Genomic DNA, 19,628 nt, shown 5'->3' on the forward strand with positions numbered 1-19,628 from the left:
CTAAATAAAGCCTTTTTAGAGAAAGGCACCTCCTGAAAGCAAACGATGCAAGTGGATGGAAAGAAAAAAGAAAACAAAATTCAGATCGAGATTTTGACTCCTCATGGACAAACATTATCCGTTCAAGTGGACGAAGTGACGATTCCAAGCACAGAAGGGGAACTTGGACTTTTACCAGGACACAGACCGATAATGGCAGTTCTTAAAGGAGGGATCGTAACTTATTTACAAGAGAAAGAGACCAAACGAGTTTCCGTCAGAGGCGGTTTTGCACGAGCAGAAGATGGGAAACTGCTTCTTATGACAGATAACTGGGTCCAACGTGAGGAGATTGATCCAGTTCAAGTTAGAAAAAAATTGATGGAAATTCAATTGAAATGGGAACAGGATGAGCATTTGAGAGGTAGTAAAGGGCCCCTCTCCGCACAAGAACGAGAAGCCTTAATGGAAGAACATCACTGGTTAGCCATTCAACTCGAGTTACACGGCGATCCCGCTCCGCCAAGAATCAACTCCTATGAAGAACCCATCCCTTCTTCTGTAATCCCTCAAGAAAGCAGCACTTCGTCTGAACCCTAATGCTCTAAGAGAACCATGGACCGATTTTTCTATCTTTATGTTTTAGTCCCAGTGGGGATTCTTGCTCTCCTACTCACATGTCAAGAATGGACTGTGTCTCCTGTCGTGTCTCATGCACCCTGCAAAGACTGCAAGGGGGGCCACTTTAAAGGAGATCCTTTCTCTCAAGAAGAGAATGAGCAACCGCTCGAAATCGTAGAGAGCGAAGAGAACATGTTAGAAGAGAATCTACAGCCCTCACTCGAGCAAGATGGAAGGGATAAAGCTGCTTCAACCATCCGGATAGGGTTTATCTTAATCACACATATAGGAGCACAGAATGCACCACCCCATACGCGCTCTTTGAAAGATGCGCAAAAGCTTGCAAATCAATTAGCTCTTCTGGCAAAGAGCGACTTTGCTGCAGCGGTGGCTCAGGGAGACACGGAATCTCAACAGGATACTGGTCCCATCTCAAGGGGGGTTTTAGAACCTACCGTCGAACAAAACGTGTTGCGGTTGTCTGTAGGAGAGGTGAGCCAGCCCATTGCCACCTCACGGGGTTACTGGATTGTCAAACGATTGGAATAAAATAGCATTGCACAACGAAGCGAATTTAAGAACGCGAGAATTAGAATAAGGAGAAAAACGAATGTCCACAATTACTGCACAACGCCCCCACACAATGCCTAAAGAAAAAGCTAAAAAGAAGGCAGAAGAGCTAGCTAGCCATCTTGCACAACGGCTGGGAATCGAATGGCAATGGAAGGGGGATGTGCTCTATTTTGAAGCACCTTCAGGCACCGCCAAAGGGACCAAAGGAGAAGTTACTGTCACCGATACGGAGATTGCGGTCGCTGTACAACTCCCCTTCCTCTTAAAAATGATGTCTCCCATGATTGAAAGCAAAGTCAAAGAGCAATTAGACACAATTGTAGCTTAATCTACATACTTATCCCAAATATAGAGTCTACAAAGGAGGACCCTATTTGGAGAAACTCCTAGTCGGTCAGAGTGTGTACTGGCTCACACCATAGACAAATCAAAGGCGATGAATACTGGGAAGAGCGGGTTCTTCTCTTCTTTTAGCTCTCTCCTCATTATTTTTCGCTTGGGGGGACAGTTTTATCGACGTGTTGTTGGTACACTGGAGAGCATCTCTCATCTCCAAAGGACTCTTCAGCTCTCCACAAGACCTTATGTGGTTGAGTCATCCAAAAGTAGGATGGAGCTCTTTTTTTAAAAACGCCAAGGTGCTCGTACGAGCCTCTATATTCAACCCGATGAACTTCACGATCTTTATTTAGTTCAGGCAAAGTGATCGCCCAAAGGGGCTTTCTTAGAGATCCAAGAGATCGATCCACTGACCAACACTCCTGATGCAGACGAATCTTTCTTGGCAGTAGAGGATTTTACCATCGCGTCTATATCACGCGGGTAGATGACGTGGTTACTGCGCTTCACACGCTCTGATTTGAACCGGCTCCAAAAGTGGCAGGTCCGTTTCATCAATCTGCAGACAACAGACCAGATGGCAGGCTTCGTCCACCATTTTTTCCCTTTGGCAGACCCAACCTCTCAAACCACTTCCTATGTAAACAACAAGAAAGAGCTGTTCGTCGATATAGATCGCTCCCTGCTGCGCCTCCAACTCAAGACGGGGGAATTAATAGAAGGGACAGAATGTGTCCGGGAGATTTTCCCTCAGGGGGAGATTTCACCTCCTGGCAGTTTGCTCACTTGGCTTGCGGATCGAACACGCGCCATGAGTTGCTTTGAAAATCGTGGAATTCAGTGGGTAAAGGCAATCAGCCTTACGATCCTGCACTGGATCAGACATATTATCAAAAATACGTTTTCAGAGCAATTAATCGAATCGGAAGTGATGACAGAACTAGGTAGTAGGAATCAAGAAAATCCCCATTCTACGTTCACAGATCCAGAAATAAGGTGGACACCAGCTCCCATTCTTACTCTCGTGATTCCTCCACTTGCAGGGGCAGAGGAATGGGATTCTCTCGACGGAGATCCCTTCATTGGTCACACCCAGGGAAGTTCTTCTGGCTTTGTGACCTTGTTCACACATCCTAACATCCACCAGTCACTGCTCCGCATTTATATGAGCCTATGGGATCCACCGCAGATTCAGTTACATATGGCAGCAGGAAGCGTAGAACCAGTAAGTGCAACTAGAGAAACAGGCACAGGGTTCATACCTCGAAAGATCCATATCCTCCGCCGTCTCGTTGCAGGATTTAACGAAGGATTCCAAGCAATCCATGGGGAATCCGGGATGCAAGTCAACTGCATACTCTATTTACCACCCAAACCTTACGCAGCCACAATCCTCACCTTAGAAGACGGAAGCAATGCCATGGGATCTTGGCCAGCTTCCACCGAAATTCCCTCTGAGGTGTTGAGCTATCGACAGAATTTGACTGCACTGATTGAAAATGGTAAGTTCAATCCATGGCTGAGAACGTGGTGAGGGGGTATACCTCCTGGCTAGCCAGACAACATTCACACCACCCGGAGTAGACTCTGTCTTACAGAAGAAGGATGGATGGGATATCTCTGGGGTTCTCATATTTCTCCTGAGGCTCTTGCCACTGGAACGATCGCTGCCCGCTGTCACTACGCCATGCACCTGAACATGAATCCTGGCCTTGCAGGCTTTGAGTTTTACCATGGAGGACTTGCCAGTGGCACCCTTTGAAGCGACCTCTTCAGAACGAATGGGAATACGAAGGGACGCTAAAAGGAGTTCCAGAAATTATATACCGAGCTCGACGGATGGTTAATAAGGCTGTCCCACATTAACTTTCCTCACTACACTATATGCATAAAGATAGTCAGGACTTCTTTTATTTAACGAGACGTCCAATCATGCCTTCCCCCAACCTCACTCCTTCGCTCTCTACGCCTCTACCCCAAGAAGGAACATGGCGCGTGCAGGGGCTTCTGCAATACGGGTTCCCCTATGCCATAGCCACCACCGAAATTACACCTGATGGCCATTCCCTCAATGAAAGGTTCAACTCATGAGCGTCGATCCCCGTTCGATTCAGCTCCTATCGAATCATTCAGTAGACACATATCAACAGGTAGTCCTTTTCCTGATTACCACTCCATCTCATCAAGAACAGAAAGCTACCAAAAAAAAAGAAAAGGGCTCTGGTATCACCAATCTGCACTTTTCAGAGGCGACCCCCCCTCTTCTGAAGATACCCCACTTTTGACTGGAGCTGATCCAAAAGAAGAATCTTCCCCCTTCGCCTACCCGGATTGCAATAGGAGTTGACGAGGAAGAAGGGATCCTCTTCTAGACTGAGCTCTCCCCCGAATCAACAGTCAGCCCGATAATCCCTTCCCTCCTTTCCCCCTTATTGGAAAGTGTAGGTTGCTCGAAATTGCTCTTCGTCTCGAATCACACCCACACATTAATTGGAGGAAAACTTGACTTTAGAGGGAAACTTGCCCAAGTTGTCAAGGGCAAGAAAATCGACTTAATACGTAGAGAAAGAAAAGGGCCACGGCGCCATTTTGAAAACTCTTCTCCTGTATCTCCAGCCATATGGCAACCTCTTCAACGAAAGAGAATACGTTATTTGCGACCAATCCTTTCTCTCTCCTACGTCTATACATCCTTTTCCAACACCTCCTTCTGATTCTATTCCTGATCTTTTTTTAACCTCCTGGAAGAATCAACTGACAGCGTGAAGGAATAGATCGCGGCATATTTTAGAGAAGTAACAGAGGATCTAGCAAAAAATATTTTTTTCTGGTTAGGAAGTGTAGAACGATTAAAGTAGGCTATTGGTCAAATGAACACAAAGAAGCGTTCCCCTGTTCCTCCTCCCCCCCATCAACCAGAAAAGCCTTCACCCCCTATTCGGTCGGAAGCATCCAAAGTCTCTGATCCTGCACCATCCATCCATCTGGCTGATGAACTGGAACCTTCTGTCATACCACCTCCAGTTCAAGAAGAGCACATGCAGTCTTCCCTCCTCGAAGAGACCATCGCAGCTCCTATCCCTCTCCCTATCGAATGGGAGGCTAATCCAAACAAGCCAAATCAAAGCCCATCTAAATCTGAAATTCTCCATTCCCCCATCTCGCCAAACGATCTGAGAAAGCGACAAGACCCACGTGCATATCTCCCCTCCCAAACAGCTGCTCATGTCCAGAAGGAATCTGCGATGGGGACTACATCTCTCAAAAAGAAAAAACGGTTGGTGGGGGGGGGGCTGATCACGCTCACCCTTTTGATAGCCATGGGAGCCCTGCGAATATGGCTAAACCAAGGGGGTGAGATCAACTTAAGCGCAAGCGACAGCAAAGGGGGAAGCGCGATTTCCAATCTAACAGTCTTATTGGATAAAAATAAATTAGTGTGCCAGACCACACCCTGTACACTCAAGAATATACCCCCTGGCGAACATATTTTGGAAGTGGAAGCAAAAGGTTATCAACCACACCCTGCCAAAATAATAACGGTACAAGTGGGAAATGCGACCATTGTCGATTTTTCTATGGTTCAGTTAGCTCTCAGCGGGTTACAGTTCCGTACCTCTCTCTCCTCAGGCCAACTTTCCATAGATGGACAAACAGTAACCGGAATTCCTCAAGAGCCTTACCCACTAAGCCCTGGCTCACACACCATTCGCTTTGAAGCAGGAGAGCGTTACGAGCCAGTAGAAAAAAAGATTCTGCTCCAGGAAGGCACCATTGAAGAAGTGGTACTCAATCCCAAGGTGATTCAAGGAAAACTCACCCTTCAACTGGGCACTCCAGGAGCCAGAGTATTTCTCTTTCTAGGAAAACAAAAGAAAATCATTCATACATTCCCTTTTTCTATTGAGCTCAAACCCGATCAGCGCTATCGGATCGAAGCGCGGAAAAAAGGGTATGATCCCTTCGAACAAAACATTTCTTTCGAAGATGGACAAGCAGAAAAAGTCATTTCTCTCGCCCTGACCTCTACTAGCCGTGAAGAAAATACTAAACATTATCACCATCGCACAAAACACACAGAGCAAGAAGAAGACAGCGATGACGACACGTCCTCCCAAGACGAAGGCAATATCTCTACCTCCACCCAGGCCGATAAAAATGTATCTTTCTTAAACATCAATTCAATCCCCCCAGCTCTCATCCAATTAGATGGCAAATCGTTAGGAAATACCCCCAAGCTGAACCTCACGGTATCTCCAGGCTCGCATACGATCTTATTCACGAACAAAGAAGAAGGGATCCAAAAAACAATGACTATCACCTTAAAACCAGGAGAAACTAAAACAGCAGCAGTGAAATTACGCGAATAATTTTCCCCCTTCTCAACCCTTTCCAAACAGAGAGGTTCGATGTTTCCTCTTGCAGCTGTATGCAGCTAGCTACTCGTCGCAGGGCTTCAAGGAGAACCCCTTTCCCTTTTTTTCTGCGTTGCCTTCAACAAACTGGATTCGGCGGTGTTATTCTTTTCCGGCGCAACTTGAGACACTGTAAACAAGAAACAATGGAACTCAAGGTGATTCTCCATGTGACACAGACTCTTCACAACAATAGTCCTTCTGATTTACCTTCCCTTCTTCTAGGAATTGATCAAGAAGGGGGACGAGGGACACGGATTAACTCACTCGCCCTACGGATGCCGAGCGCAGCCCAATTAACATCCACAGGATCCTCTCCTCATCGAACAACCAACAGGAATTCAGGCGACTGAATCAAAAGCGATCGGATTCAATATCAATTTCGCCCCTGTCCTGGATATCTGTTCCAATCCTCAAAATCAAGTCATTGGAGACCGATCTTTCGGAATAATACCAGCTTCTGCGAGCTCTTCTGGGCTTGCATTCGTTAAAGGGATCGAAAAAGGGGGGATTGCGTCATGTGGAAAACATTTCCCTGGACATAACAACACGTTCAAAGGTCTCATATCCATCTCCCTTTTGTCGACTTTTCTCCCATTGAACTAGAAGCTATGGAGTTCGTACCTTTCCAAGCTGCTATTACAACAGGCGTTCCATTCTCTTATGATGGCTCATGTCATCTGTTCTTCGCTCGATCCTTATCTCCCCGCAACCTTATCGCGCATCCTTCTAACCCCTTTATCAAAGGATCAATTTAGTTTTAAAGGCATTGCTTCTTCCGACGATCTTGAAATAAAAGCCACCACCTCTCAATGATCTATTAGTGAAACAGCAATTTTAGCAACAGAAGCAGGTTGCGATATGCTTCTGATCTGCTCAAGCGAAGAAGAACAAATGAATGTACACCAAGCATTTTTGAAGCAAGCAGAAAAAAAATGCACTGTTTCGAGCACGATGCGAACAGGGTGTGCATCGAAACCATCGCCTCCGCACGTACTATCCCCCTCAGCCTGCTTCAGAGAAGGATCTCCCCTCGCTTTTTGCATGGGAGCATCCCCCCTCTAGAAAGAAAATGAAAAGGTTTTCTCTTTCAAAACTAGAACGATTGTTCCCGATTCGAGGTCCAAGCAGTGTGCTCTGCTAACAGTTGCGGATTGACCTGAATCCCTAAAAGAATCCCGCTATTCGTCATCACAAATACGCGATGACCATAAACACTAGGTGTCTGCGTGATTCCTGTTCCAACATGAATGCCGTCAATCACTTTCCCATTCAACGGAGATAAGAGAAAAAGACCACGTCTTGGAGCACCGATTAAAAGGGCGCCCGCAACACTCACCATCCCTGAGAGCCCCCCTTCCGGAGCTGGAGCTCTCCAGAGAATAGCACCGGTCTCAGGATGAAGCGCCCACACTCCCGTCATCGAACTGACAGCAAACAGCACCTTACGCTCTGAAACCACTCCACCCCCCCGTTCAGGACCAAAAGAGGTCGGCAAGTGGGCACGCTCCTTCCAGAGCATTAGTTCCGTAACTCCTGTCGCGTGATGGTTCACCCAGAGACGGCTCCCGCTATTGGAGTTGAGCGCATACACCCCCCCTCCATAACTGGCCACAAAAACAGGAGAGTTTTCAGGAAAATCCGGATCGATTACAGGCGTCGTATCCACATCTAAACAACGTGTAGGGTCATTAACACCTGTCCGTTCTAAATCGAGGGAAAGATCGACAGGAGTCCAGACCTCAGAGCCATCTTGTGCCGAATAAGCCATTACATGACCATCAGAATAGGCAAGAAAGACTTTTCCTTGTGCCACGAGAGGGCCCGCATGTCGAGCAATCTCCATTCCCAATGCAGGAGTCCGACGGACCTGCCACAAAGACTTTCCTGTCTTTCGGTCAATCGCGAACAACTGATCTGAACCATTCACAACATAAATCGTCTGACCGGAGATAACCGGTTTTCTCTCGACTTCTGCCCCTGTATTAAAACGCCAGAGAAGCCCTCCATCCTGGGCTCTAACAGCGTACAGAGCCCCATCATAAGAACCAAAGAAAACCATATCTGAGACGGGATCATAGAGAGGCTCCGCCCGCACTAAGCCAACTGTCTCAAAACGCCAAAGCACATGACCATCGCTCGCTGCAACTGCATACAGTCCACGATCAGAAGATCCGACAAAGATCCGATTCCCTCGCGGATCGATCGCAGGTTGCCCCCGCTCTTCTTCCTCCCCTTTTTTGCGTTCAGCCGCTGTGATCGGGTGACGTAAAAACACATGCATCGATCCATCAGGCCGATGGAACCATAAAGGTACATCAGGATTTAGGTAGTCGTAAGCGCGGGGATGAACATTGCATCCTGCGATACACCATGAAATCAAAATGGAAAGAGTTTTTTTTCTCATGGACTGCGCTGTTTTGGAGCAGCTGGCACACCTTCACTTCCTGAAGATTGGGGAGAAACCGGCTTTTCGATCTGCTTAAGCAGCTGATTCAGTTGGGCTTGCGTCAGACTCTTCCCTCCACCTTCCTTTTTGTATAACGCGGAGAAGACTTCCGGATCGAGAACCCTCAGTTTTGCTTCAACAACCCGTTTAAGATAGACAAAGAGCCCTGCTGTTTCCGTGGATTGATGGGTGCGGTGATAAACATCCCATAAGAGCGCTTTTGCTTTCTCTATATCCCCTTGGGTCTCATAACAACGCGCTTGATGATACAGACCGAGCTCCTTAAACCCTTTGCTATCGATCGTCTCCAGCTCGCGAAAGGCCGCCAGCGCAGAGTTCATTGCATCTGATTGCTTTTCTACACGGCTTTGAAGCTCATAAGCAAACCCAAGCCCCTCCACGGCTCGCCCATAGATCTCCTTATCCAACTGCGCCAGCACAGAATTCCTCACCTCAAGAAAAGCGAGGATAGCCTCCTGAGGATAGCGCATATCCAATAGCAGAGACGCTTCATGCAACCGTGCAAGCTTCGCAGCAGCAGTAGAAGAGAACTGAGCTTCCAAACGGCGATAAGCCTTGAGTGCAGCCGCTCTTCGTTCTTCGAATGTTTTAAAAGAGGGTACAGATGAAGTTAGAGTGCGTCTCTCCCCTCTTTTATCCTCTAGAGGTGTATTCAAGAGTTGCATGGATTTCGTTAACTGGAGTACAGCCTGCGCCTCTTTTTTTTGGCTAACATAGAGATAAGAAACCAACGCCAAAAGAGCAACTCCGATCGCAACCGCCCCACTGATCACAATAGCACGGCGCTTTCTGATCCAACGCAGCCCTTGAAGTAGGTAATCAAAGAGTGGATCAGAAGGCAAGTGAGCAGAAGATACTGTGCTTAGCTCAGGAGATTCAAAATCAGATAATAAATTTAACTTCTGAGGCAAAATGCGCTCCTTCTTCTAATCTGGAAAGACAAATGGCTGTACCCTATTTTTCTTTTCCCTCCCGGTCAATGCTGCATGCCTAAATGAGGAGAGGACACCTGTTCCTTGATTGCATTCTCCTTAACTTCAGTCTCAGAAGCACCATCGATCGTGTGTGAATGCCGAGGCACAATCCACAGCGCTTCAATCGAAGAAGAGGAGATTACTTCCACCTGAATTGACAAAACTGATGGAAGCTGATTTACATTCGCAAACCACACAGTTCCGTGTTGTTCCATGTTAAGGAAGGAGTGATTAAGAGATACTTGAAGCGTTGCTTGGGGATCACCCAAGAGCACGAAAAGTCTATGATAAGGTAGAGAGGAATCTACTCTTAAACGCGTTTGAAGTAACTTCTTTTTTTGTGAGGAGGGACCAGAATAAGACCATCCTCCCTTATCTTCAGTTAAGAGATGAGCCTCTCGAGCAAATAAAATGGCTTCCAGCATCGGATCATCGAGTCCTGCAAAAGAAGCAAGAGGAGGAAACATTTTCTTACTCATTCCCAATTGAATAAGAGCTTTCGCTTCAGAGAGACGAGCCCTTGTATATTCCTCTTTTGAGAAAATCTCAAGCAAAGGTTGCGCAGCCTGTTGATCTTTGATCTCCCCTAGAGCTTCTGCTATAAATGGACGCCATCTGACTTCTTCAAGAGCTCGGATCAACAAAGGAACAGCCATTTTTAAATGGAGCACGGCGAAGACTTTGCTCAACTCTTCAGCTTCTTTTGTATCGAGCTTCGTTTTTACTTCTTCCCACCACTTGATGAGTTCTTGCTTCCCCCTCGGATCTCCCTGCTCTCCAAACGCAAGCGCAGCGCGGCGCCTCCACTCCAACTGCGGATGATTTATCAATTCCCGTGCCATTAAAGAAGAAGAAGAACCCATGCGAACCAATATTAAAGCTTCCCACTGCCGAACTTCTTCATTCGGCTCTTGCTCGAAAATCGTTTGAATCTTATCGCGAACAGATGACTCATGCATTTTAAATAACACCTCAGCCGCTCTTTTTCTCTGTTCGAGATCACCTTTTTTCAGAAGATGAAGAATCATCTCCAGTTCTTGCTTATCCCCTTGGAGACTCAAGCGAACCGCATCGGAAGCTAAAAAATGAGGTAATTGCTCGTAGTGTCCATGGCTTCTGCGAGTGAATCGCATACGCTGGGATAGCTGATGAAATTCATCGGGATAGCTTGAAGAAACATCTTTCAATTCGTTAGGATCGCGCTCCAGGTGGTAGAGAGAACATGTCGAGACATTCCAATGACAGATCAAACGAGCTGTTCCTTGAGCAAGCAGTGCAGTTCCTTCAGTCTCTACAAAAGCAAATCCGAGCTCCTGTCGCTCAGGTACATTCTGAGTAGAAGAGTAAAGAAGGGAGCTAATGTCTCGGCCTCGAATCCGAGCAGGTTTGGGGGCCCCTAAAGCAGAGAGTACTGTGGGGAGCAAATCGATGACTTGAACCACGGAAAAGACTGTTTGCGGTTCGATGCCAGGTCCAATGAGCAGCAAAGGGACTCTAACCTGTTCTTCATACACCGTAGAGCCGTGGTAACGCCCTCCGTGTTCCCCGAACTCTTCCCCGTGATCCGCTGTGATCAAAAATACTGTATTGGGTCGATCAGCACGGATCCGATCAACCATTTTTCCTATCAATTCATCAGAAACAGCGATCTCACTGTCGTATGCATCCACAGGACGAGGGTTAAGCTGATCTCCAAACAGATGTTTCGGGTGCATGATGTAAGGCTCATGAGGTTCGAACAGATGAACCCACAGAAACAGAGGATGATCAGGCTCAGCCATTTTAAGATAATCGTCCACCTGTTGCAAACGGAGTTCAGCAGAAGCAAATTCAACCTTACGATACTCAAAATCAAGCCCGCGATCGCGGAGCCAAGTAAAGCGCTCTTCGTCCACAAAGAACACTGCAGGAGGATAGAACGCAGCTGTTCGATAACCATAGAGACGTAAATATCCAGCCCATGTCTCTGAGTCAGTCCCCAATCCCATCTCGATTAAAGGGCGCATGTACTTACTCGTCATCAACGAAGCAATCGAATAGGAAGTATGCGGGGTTGCGCAATAAGCATGTTCAAATCGAGCCCCCTGTAGCGCTAATGCATCCAGAGAAGGGGTAGTAGATCGTTCATAACCATAAGAAGAAAGATGATCCGCACGCAAGGCATCGACTGTGATCAGAACAATATTCTGACCTTGCCAGTCCAGCACACGGGATCCCCCTCCCTGAGAACCCTCATCACTCACAGGAATGTCCTGCAGCAATGAACGGTCTTCTCGAGAAATCAAAATAGCCACTCGACCGAGTATAGGAGCTTGCTCAGCGAGGATAAAACGGAGGTGATCGTATGATGTCAGTCGTCGCAAAGCATGAGGGGACCAGAGCAGAAGAAAGCCCATCCACACGATGATTCCAAGCGAGAAAGAGCATTTCCTTTGAAGAGTGCTCTCTTGTGCTTTCGGATAAGGTCTGCCTCTTAAGGCATCTACCAAGCCTACGCTGGCAAGTGTACAGAGTAAAAGCCCATGATGAAAAGAAGGATAGAGTCGAGGGAGCATCCATCGGTCTGCTGACCAACTCGCGGCAGCTAAGAAAAAACCAGCCCAACGAAACCCCCATGAGCCAAGAAAGCGTTCGGTTAAAAAAGGGAGCAACCACCCCCCCATTCCACCGGAAATTCCCCCGATTGTTATCACAAAAAGGAGCCGGAGCTCGAGATGAGCAAAATGTCGACCAGAAGAAACACCATACGCGATCGAGCCTCCGACCAAACTGCTGGTTATCCCAAGAAGGAGCCTGGTTTTTAAAGAGGAAGGAGCACGTTGTACTTCACGAGCCCACGCAACTGCGATAGGAACGAATGGCAAGCTGATGAGGGCTGCCAGTGGAAAAGCGTATAACACGACTCCTTCCATTTCCCAAATCCCTATAAAATAAGGGCTTGCGAGGAATAGAACAAGCAGAGTCTCCGCCATCAAAAGAAACAGCCAAGCTCTCCACACACAACCCGCAGACTTGAGGTAGGAAAGCGCTTTAGAAGGGATTCCGTTCAAACTCAACAAAAGAATTCATAGGTAAAGGAGTTCCAGAATTTCGTAGGCTCGAGCTCCACCCGGTGTCCGTATCGTCACCTTATCCCCTACCTCTTTGCCGACCAGAGCTCGAGCAAGAGGGCTCGAGATACTTAAAATCCCTTGATTGACATCTGACTCGTCCGCCCCGAGGATCTTGTACACAGTGATCTCTTCCGTGTCTGTATTGTAGAGCTTTACAGTAGCTCCGAAGGCAACTCTTGATCCCTTTACCTGTGCGGGATCGATCACTTCAGAACGGCTGAGTTTTTCTTCAAGCTCCTTAATGCGCCCCTCAATGAACGATTGTTTTTCTCTGGCGGCATGATACTCCGCATTTTCACTCAAATCGCCGTGTTCACGCGCAGCAGCAATCGCAGTAATAATGGACGGTCTTTCTACAGAGCGCAAATGCTGCAACTCTTCGCGTAACCTGGCAAAGCCTGTTGGAGAGATTGGATTTTTTTCCATCGTGTGTTTACTCTTTTTGTATACCCTGTTCAAAAAATTGTAAAACTAGGTGTTAGAGAGGGGCAACCAAAACGCTTGCAAGAACAACCATGAGACGACCTATTCTATCTCTACTCTCAATACAAAAAACGAGCTGGAAGGTACCTTTTTCTCTCTGTTTATTGCTCCTATGTTCTTGCCACCCACAAGCATCACACCCTTCTTCCCCTTCTCCGAATCGAGATCAAGCAGAAAAAGCTTATGAAAAAGCAATGGAGCAGTTCCACCAACACGAATGGATAGAAGCTCAAACGTTGCTAACCGATGTTAAAAAGCGATTCCCCTACTCCCGATATGCACGGTTAGCAGAGTTGCGGCTCGCTGATATCGAGTTCGAACAAGAAAAATACATCGAGGCACTTGCTCAATACCGTCAGTTTATCTACTTGCACTCCACAGAAACTGAAGAAGTGGAATATGCACGGAGACAGATCGTAGAATCCCAATACCATCAGATTGAGGATTCCTTGTTCCTCCCATCCAACGAAGAAAGAGATCAAGGGGGAGTGCTGGACACGTATAAAGAGCTTTGCGCTTATCTTCAGGACTATCCCAAGACGGCTCATTACCAGCATATGCAAGCCCTTTTCGCTCAAGTGACCGAGCGACTCATTCAACATGAAATTGCAGTTGCCCACTTTTACCTAGATAAATCGAATTATACTGCAGCCATTTCACGCCTGAAATATGCTTTGCAGACTTACGGCGATCCCCCCTTAAAATCGCAACCGAATCCGAAAGATCCCCCTCTTCCATCCGCTCATTCATTAACCCCAATTTCCAATGCCAGTGCGGAAGTGCTCCTCCTGCTAGGAGAGGTCTACCTCTGGACACACCAATGGCAGGAGGCTCAATCTGCCTTTTCTATACTGCGTCAATCTCGTCCCGAAAACAGGCTAGTAGAACAAGCCAATCACTATCTGCAATCGATGAGGGAACGTGGTCTCTTATCCCCTTAATCCACACGATCCTTTTCTGGATTCTCCAAGTGCTAAAACCGTCCTTATTGTGGATGACGAAAAGAATATTCGCCGAACTCTCCAATTGATTCTTGAGGGGGAAGGTTATCATGTATTGACCGCAGAAAGTAGTCATACAGCGCTTACTCTCTTATCCAGTCCAAGCACGAGCGTGGACGTTGCCATCTTCGATGTCAAACTTCCAGACATAGGAGGTTTGGAAGTCATTCAACGGATTAAAAAGGACGAGGCCACGAAACACATCCCTTTTCTCGTCATGAGCGGACATGCCACTGTTCACGACGCTGTTGTAGCGATCAAATTAGGAGCGAGTGATTTTATTGAAAAACCGCTCACACGAGAAAGGATCCTGGTCAGCCTTCACAATGTGCTCGAATCCACACGAGCCAAAAATATGCTCAAACAAGTGTCCATTGTCGAAGCACAACGATACGAATTGCTGGGTCAGAGTGCACCGATGCACAAGCTTTTAAAGGATATCGAAAAGGTTGCTCCAACAAAAGCAAGCGTATTGATCACGGGAGAAAGCGGTACAGGGAAAGAGTTAGTCTCTCGCGCGCTCCACAGGTTGAGCTCACGTGCAGAAGGCCCTTTTATCCGGGTCAATTGTGCCGCAATCCCCCGAGAGCTAATTGAAAGCGAGTTGTTTGGACATGAAAAGGGGGCTTTTACAGGAGCACAGCACCGCAAGCGCGGATTGTTTGAGCAAGCCCATCGCGGTACTCTCTTTCTAGATGAGATCGGAGATATGGATCTGGTCGCGCAAGCAAAAGTCCTTCGTGCACTTCAATCTGGTGAGATCCTACGAGTAGGAAGTGAGCAAGGGATGCATGTCGACGTGCGAGTATTAGCTGCAACCAACAAAAATTTGTTGCAAGAGGTAGAAAAAGGCAAGTTTCGAGAAGATCTCTTCTTTCGCCTCCATGTCTTCCCCATTCACTGCCCCTCTCTTCGGGAAAGGGTAGAGGACATCCCTCTTCTCGCTCAAGCTTTTTTGCAAGCTTTCTGTCGAGAAAATGGGACAAAAGCGAAAGAATTTCACCCTGTTGTGCTGCAAGCCCTATGTCAGCGCAAATGGCCTGGTAATGTACGAGAGCTCAAAAATCTTGTAGAACATATGGCTATTGTAGCGCACGATCAATCTATCATTGCTGAGCTTCCAGATAGTCCTTTTTTCTTTCATCAAAGCGATCTGCAACAAGAGAGCCCCGAAAGCTTATTCCCACAACCCACTGAAGCAGATCTCCCCCCCTCTTCCACTCACCTCTCTGAACCCACCAGTGCGATGACACTGCGAGCTTTCCGAGAACATGCAGAGCGAAGCTATATCCTCGAGACATTACACCACTGCGAATGGAACATCTCCCGGGCTTCTCTGCGACTAGGCATCGAACGCACTCACCTCCACAAAAAAATGCGGCAGTTTGGAATCGAGCGAGGAAAAGACTGAAGGTCCTCCTTAATGCAAACCAGTAGAGCCATATCCACCAACCCCTCTTGAAGTAGAAGGAAGACACTCCGTCGGTATCCATTCGACCTGAAAGAAAGGTGTAACGACCAGTTGCGCGATACGCTCAAGCGGGGCGATTGAGAAAGGGGTCTCTCCTAGATGGATTAAAAGTACTTCAATCATCCCACGGAAATCTGAGTCAATTGTGCCAGGGGAATTGAGGAGCGTAACCCCATGATTTGCAGCAAGCCCGGAACGCGGTCTCACCTGCCCTTCAAACCCATGAGGCAAAGCGAGAGCAATGCCGGTAGGAACCCGCACGCGTTTCCCTGGCTGGAGGAGAACTGGCTTCTGAAGAGCTGCCTGGAGATCCATACCAGCCGATCCTTCTGTCTGATAACGGGGCCAAGGAACCTCAACAGGTCCTACTCGCTGAATTAAAACGTGAAGGTGGTGGATAGTCTTTACCCGCGTGTCATTCGGCATGCTAATATTCCTTGTATGTCTCATTCTGGTCAATTTGTTCTCATTCTCGATTTTGGATCGCAATATACTCAACTGATCGCCAGACGAATACGCGAACAAGGGGTCTATTGCGAAATTCATCCTTCTACTCTCTCCCAAGAAAAAATCCGCAGTCTCAATCCCGCTGCCCTGATCTTATCTGGTGGACCATCCAGCGTATACGACGAAGGAGCTCCCCCTTTCTATCCTTACTGGCTTGAATTAAACATACCGATCCTAGGCATCTGCTACGGGATGCAACTGATCGCTCACCAACTCGGAGGGAAAGTAGAGCTAACCTCTCGCAGAGAATTTGGAACCGCTCGGATTGTTGTACAGGAGCCTCTCGGGATCCTACAGCGATTCTCTCAAGGTCAATCGCTCGATGTGTGGACGTCCCACGGGGATCAGATCACCGCTCTACCTCCCGGCTATATTCAGCTAGCCAAAACAGAAAGCACCCCTTTTTGCGTGATAGGCAATCTGGAAAAGAAGATCTATGGAGTCCAATTTCATCCAGAAGTGGTTCACACGCCTCAAGGGACTCAGATCCTGGCTTCCTTTCTGTTCGATGTCGCCCAATTAACACCCGACTGGACCCCTTCTGTCTTCACAAAAGAGGCTATCCAAAAAGTGCGTAATACCGTAGCTCATCATGAACGCGCCATCTGCGCCCTCTCTGGAGGGGTCGATTCATCGGTAGCAGCCATGCTATGCCATCAGGCGATCGGCGATCGCTTGACCTGCATCTTTATCGACACCGGATTGCTCCGTTTAGGAGAAGCAGAAAAAGTGATCACCACACTCCAAAATCACTTCAACTTCCAATTTCACGCCGTCCGCGCAGAGGACCGCTTTCTTACTGCCCTTGAAGGGATTACCGACCCAGAACAAAAGAGAAAAATCATTGGCAAAGTCTTCATTGAGCTCTTTGAAGAAGAGGCCACCAAGATCAAGGGAGCGCACTATCTCGTGCAAGGGACGCTCTATCCAGACGTCATCGAAAGCGTCTCGTTGAAAGGTCCAAGCGCTATCATCAAAAATCATCATAACGTCGGTGGACTTCCAGAACGCATGCATTTCACGCTGATTGAACCATTGCGCGAATTGTTCAAAGACGAAGTCCGTCAAGCTGGCGCAACACTTGGTCTCACAAGTGAGCTGCTCGAACGGCATCCCTTCCCCGGTCCAGGTCTCGCCATTCGCTGCATCGGAGAAGTTAACCGAACCCGCCTCCATATCTTGAGAGCAGCAGACGCGATTGTAGATGAAGAGATGAAAGCTGCAGGTCTCTATTCTTCTCTCTGGCAAAGCTTTTGTATTCTTTTGCCTGTGCGTACCGTGGGGGTCATGGGAGACGAGCGTACCTACGAAGAAGTTTGTGCTTTGCGAGCTGTTCAATCGACAGACGGCATGACCGCAAACTGGGCGAGACTTCCGCACGAGATACTTGAACGGATCTCCACACGTATCATCAATGAGATTCGCGGGATTAATCGAGTAGTTTACGATATCTCCTCAAAACCTCCCGCAACCATCGAATGGGAATAAATAAGTAGTCGGTAAGGCTTGACGTGCGCCTTTTCTTCCTTTATGCTGTGATGTGTAGTCATCTAAAAACATCAACACACTTCTGAATGAGAATAAGTCGATGGCAAATCGTGCAATTTGGAACATGAAAAAACGACATGAATGGCTTGGCAAGCCTCAGAAGGCCAAGCGTATCAAGCGAGCAGCTCGTTTACGCTGTGGTTTCCAAGACGTCATCGATCGCAAAGGGGTATCTTCCCTGGCTGCCAAGAATTAATTTCTCAGCCATGTTTGCGGGACTAGCTCAGTTGGTAGAGTGCCAGCTTCCCAAGCTGGGTGTCGCGGGTTCGAGTCCCGTGTCCCGCTCTCTCTATTTTCCATTGCAACCCTCATGAGTCGCTCCTCTCTCATTGACGCGGAAGCGATTAAAAGATTAGCTAAGCTTGCTTCTATTTCTTTGACGCCAGAAGAAATTAAAGCTTTCGAAAACAATTTCGATTCCATCTTAGGCTATATCGATACGATCGAAACGCTCGACACTGAGCTTATCCCCTCTACTTGGGATGTCAGCTCCGGCGGGATGCGCTTACGTCAGGATGAAGTCAAGCCCAGTCTCTCTCGAGAAGAGGTGCTCTCCCAAGCTCCACACCACAATCAAGAGAGCTTTGGCGTTCCTGTGTTCATGGAGGAATGAGTTGACAGTAGAAACATGGGACATCTGCACACTCGTAGACCAAGTTCAGCGAGGGGAGATCAAAGTTACAGAAATTGCGGCTATGCTACTTCAACGTGTAGACACGCTCAATCCTCGTCTCAATGCTTTCCTGACGATCAATCCAGAGCAGATCCTCGCTGAGGCCCAAGCGATTGATGATAAGCGGGCAGCTAAAAAGCCATTAGGGCTGCTTGCCGGCGTTCCGATCGCGATCAAAGATTCCATTGTCACCCGCGGTGTCCGAACAACATGCGCATCCAAAATTCTCAAAGATTACCTTCCCCCTTATGATGCAACCGTCATCCATCGGCTTCGGGCAGCGGATGCTCTTCTCTTTGGCAAAACCAATTTGGACGAATTTGCCATGGGATCTTCAACGGAAAACAGCGCTTTCGGTCCCACAAGGAATCCGTGGGATCTTGAGCGCACCCCCGGAGGTTCCTCAGGGGGGAGTGCAGCAGCAGTAGCAGCTCGACTCTGCCTAGGTTCATTGGGAAGTGATACAGGAGGATCGATCCGTCAGCCTGCTTCGCTCACAGGAATCGTAGGGATCAGGGGTTCTTACGGACGCGTTTCCCGTTACGGACTTGTGGCGTTCGCCTCTAGTTTAGATCAAATCGGGCCTCTCGCGACTGATGTGCGCGGTGCCGCCCGGATGTTGAGTATTTTAAGCGGCGCTGATCCCCACGATGCGACTTGTTTAAATCTTCCAAGTGAGGATTTCGAAGCAGCCTGTACCCAGAGCGTCCGAGGGCTCCGTATTGGAATTCCGGAAGAATACTTCGGAGAAGGGCTCGATCCAGAGGTCGAAAAAGCGATCAGTCATGCGATTGAAGAATTAAAGAATGCAGGATGCACCCTCCATCTGATCAGCCTCCCTCACACCTCTTTCGCCCTCGCAACTTATTACATCTTAGCTAATGCTGAAGCTTCAAGCAATCTCGCGCGTTTTGATGGGGTAAGGTATGGGTTGCGGCTGGAATCCTTAGACGAATCGCTCTTCTCCAAGAATCTCGCCTATGAAGTTGCATCCATGTATGGAACAACACGCAGCGCTGGATTCGGGCCTGAAGTCAAGCGCAGGATTTTGCTCGGCACGTTTGTGCTTTCCTCCGAATATTACGACGCTTACTATCTCAAATCACAAAAAATAAGGACGCTGATCCGAAGTGACTTTGATAATGCATTTTCCCATGTCGATGTCATTTGCTCTCCCACAGCACCCACTTCTGCTTTTAAGCTGGGTGAAAAAATAGACAATCCCCTGGCGATGTATTTAAGCGATGTGTACACACTCCCTGCAAGTTTAGCTGGAATCAGTTCCATGAGCGTTCCTGCAGCGTTCACATCCACAGGGCTTCCGATTGGGCTTCAGATCATGGCGCCATCCCTCCAAGAGAGCACGATGCTCACAGTAGCAAAAGCATGGGAAGAGCGGGCCAATCTACGACATAAGGTACCAGCTTTTCTCTAAAGTATCATCATCAAGTTTTCCTTCAA

Annotated in this window: 20 protein-coding genes, 1 tRNA gene and 1 pseudogene; 16 read left to right on the top strand and 6 right to left on the bottom strand. The window is 47.9% G+C overall.

Annotated elements, in window-relative coordinates:
• The first annotated feature begins 45 nt into the window (after positions 1-45).
• The 9 genes and pseudogenes from atpC (at position 46) to BCY86_RS10610 (ending at position 6,743) form a co-directional block, all read left to right on the top strand.
• Positions 46-579, top strand: a complete 534-nt coding sequence (gene atpC, locus BCY86_RS05375) for an ATP synthase F1 subunit epsilon (RefSeq protein ID WP_075276817.1) — start codon at positions 46-48, stop codon at positions 577-579.
• A 15-nt stretch (positions 580-594) separates the two neighbouring features.
• Positions 595-1,149 carry a peptidylprolyl isomerase gene (locus BCY86_RS05380; protein WP_075276818.1) on the top strand — a complete coding sequence of 185 codons (555 nt, stop codon included), beginning with the start codon at positions 595-597 and terminating at the stop codon, positions 1,147-1,149.
• 61 nt (positions 1,150-1,210) lie between these two features.
• Positions 1,211-1,501, top strand: a complete 291-nt coding sequence (locus BCY86_RS05385) for a polyhydroxyalkanoic acid system family protein (protein WP_075276819.1) — start codon at positions 1,211-1,213, stop codon at positions 1,499-1,501.
• Between the two features lie 498 nt (positions 1,502-1,999).
• Positions 2,000-3,046: a hypothetical protein gene (locus BCY86_RS05395; protein WP_075276821.1), complete on the top strand. Its 1,047-nt coding sequence runs from the start codon at positions 2,000-2,002 to the stop codon at positions 3,044-3,046.
• 75 nt (positions 3,047-3,121) lie between these two features.
• Positions 3,122-3,274, top strand: a complete 153-nt coding sequence (locus BCY86_RS09765) for a hypothetical protein (RefSeq protein ID WP_156865096.1) — start codon at positions 3,122-3,124, stop codon at positions 3,272-3,274.
• Between the two features lie 325 nt (positions 3,275-3,599).
• Complete coding sequence (locus tag BCY86_RS05400) at positions 3,600-3,797, top strand: hypothetical protein (protein WP_075276822.1); 198 nt, start codon at positions 3,600-3,602, stop codon at positions 3,795-3,797.
• A gap of 585 nt (positions 3,798-4,382) precedes the next feature.
• Positions 4,383-5,882 (top strand): carboxypeptidase regulatory-like domain-containing protein, encoded by a 1,500-nt coding sequence (locus tag BCY86_RS05405; RefSeq protein ID WP_075276823.1) that lies wholly within the window; start codon positions 4,383-4,385, stop codon positions 5,880-5,882.
• Positions 5,883-5,941: 59 nt separating this feature from the next.
• Positions 5,942-6,280: a glycoside hydrolase family 3 N-terminal domain-containing protein gene (locus BCY86_RS10605; protein ID WP_075276824.1), complete on the top strand. Its 339-nt coding sequence runs from the start codon at positions 5,942-5,944 to the stop codon at positions 6,278-6,280.
• A gap of 10 nt (positions 6,281-6,290) precedes the next feature.
• Positions 6,291-6,743: pseudogene (locus tag BCY86_RS10610) on the top strand (glycoside hydrolase family 3 N-terminal domain-containing protein).
• Here the strand turns inward: BCY86_RS10610 and BCY86_RS05425 are convergent.
• The 5 genes from BCY86_RS05425 to greA form a co-directional block, all read right to left on the bottom strand.
• Positions 6,737-6,973: a hypothetical protein gene (locus tag BCY86_RS05425; protein ID WP_075276825.1), complete on the bottom strand. Its 237-nt coding sequence runs from the start codon at positions 6,971-6,973 to the stop codon at positions 6,737-6,739. The pseudogene BCY86_RS10610 and the gene BCY86_RS05425 sit on opposite strands and share 7 nt — an antisense overlap.
• Before the next feature lie 50 nt (positions 6,974-7,023).
• Positions 7,024-8,334, bottom strand: a complete 1,311-nt coding sequence (locus BCY86_RS05430; protein ID WP_075276826.1) for an outer membrane protein assembly factor BamB family protein — start codon at positions 8,332-8,334, stop codon at positions 7,024-7,026.
• Positions 8,331-9,308, bottom strand: coding sequence for a YfgM family protein (locus tag BCY86_RS05435; RefSeq protein ID WP_075276827.1), 978 nt, complete (start codon positions 9,306-9,308; stop codon positions 8,331-8,333). The genes BCY86_RS05430 and BCY86_RS05435 overlap by 4 nt, the downstream gene beginning before the upstream one ends.
• Before the next feature lie 65 nt (positions 9,309-9,373).
• Positions 9,374-12,427, bottom strand: a complete 3,054-nt coding sequence (locus BCY86_RS05440; RefSeq protein ID WP_156865097.1) for a sulfatase-like hydrolase/transferase — start codon at positions 12,425-12,427, stop codon at positions 9,374-9,376.
• 9 nt (positions 12,428-12,436) lie between these two features.
• Entirely contained in the window at positions 12,437-12,910 is a 474-nt protein-coding gene (gene greA / locus BCY86_RS05445) for a transcription elongation factor GreA (protein WP_075276829.1), read from the bottom strand.
• 89 nt (positions 12,911-12,999) lie between these two features.
• On the opposite strand from greA, the gene BCY86_RS05450 reads away from it, so the two are divergent.
• Both BCY86_RS05450 and BCY86_RS05455 read left to right on the top strand, forming a co-directional pair.
• Complete coding sequence (locus BCY86_RS05450; protein WP_075276830.1) at positions 13,000-13,908, top strand: outer membrane protein assembly factor BamD; 909 nt, start codon at positions 13,000-13,002, stop codon at positions 13,906-13,908.
• A complete protein-coding gene (locus tag BCY86_RS05455; RefSeq protein ID WP_245776201.1) occupies positions 13,889-15,379 on the top strand; it encodes a sigma-54-dependent transcriptional regulator in 1,491 nt (496 codons plus the stop codon). The genes BCY86_RS05450 and BCY86_RS05455 overlap by 20 nt, the downstream gene beginning before the upstream one ends.
• 9 nt (positions 15,380-15,388) lie before the next feature.
• Here the strand turns inward: BCY86_RS05455 and dut are convergent, their stop codons facing one another.
• Positions 15,389-15,889, bottom strand: a complete 501-nt coding sequence (gene dut, locus BCY86_RS05460; RefSeq protein ID WP_275935818.1) for a dUTP diphosphatase — start codon at positions 15,887-15,889, stop codon at positions 15,389-15,391.
• Here dut and guaA point away from each other — a divergent pair.
• The 5 genes from guaA to gatA all read left to right on the top strand — a co-directional run bounded on the left by guaA (position 15,881) and on the right by gatA (position 19,602).
• Complete coding sequence (gene guaA, locus BCY86_RS05465) at positions 15,881-17,434, top strand: glutamine-hydrolyzing GMP synthase (RefSeq protein ID WP_075276832.1); 1,554 nt, start codon at positions 15,881-15,883, stop codon at positions 17,432-17,434. The two genes, dut and guaA, sit on opposite strands and share 9 nt — an antisense overlap.
• Before the next feature lie 100 nt (positions 17,435-17,534).
• The gene (locus BCY86_RS09770; RefSeq protein WP_156865098.1) at positions 17,535-17,690 is read left to right on the top strand and encodes a hypothetical protein; all 156 of its coding nucleotides are present in this window, start codon (positions 17,535-17,537) and stop codon (positions 17,688-17,690) included.
• 16 nt (positions 17,691-17,706) lie between these two features.
• Positions 17,707-17,779 (top strand) — tRNA-Gly (locus BCY86_RS05470).
• Between the two features lie 25 nt (positions 17,780-17,804).
• Entirely contained in the window at positions 17,805-18,107 is a 303-nt protein-coding gene (gatC, locus tag BCY86_RS05475; RefSeq protein WP_075276833.1) for an Asp-tRNA(Asn)/Glu-tRNA(Gln) amidotransferase subunit GatC, read from the top strand.
• Position 18,108: 1 nt separating this feature from the next.
• Positions 18,109-19,602 carry an Asp-tRNA(Asn)/Glu-tRNA(Gln) amidotransferase subunit GatA gene (gene gatA / locus BCY86_RS05480; protein WP_075276834.1) on the top strand — a complete coding sequence of 498 codons (1,494 nt, stop codon included), beginning with the start codon at positions 18,109-18,111 and terminating at the stop codon, positions 19,600-19,602.
• Positions 19,603-19,628 lie beyond the last annotated feature (26 nt).

It is taken from the genome of Pajaroellobacter abortibovis, assembly GCF_001931505.1.
Classification (GTDB): domain Bacteria; phylum Myxococcota_A; class Polyangia; order Polyangiales; family Polyangiaceae; genus Pajaroellobacter; species Pajaroellobacter abortibovis.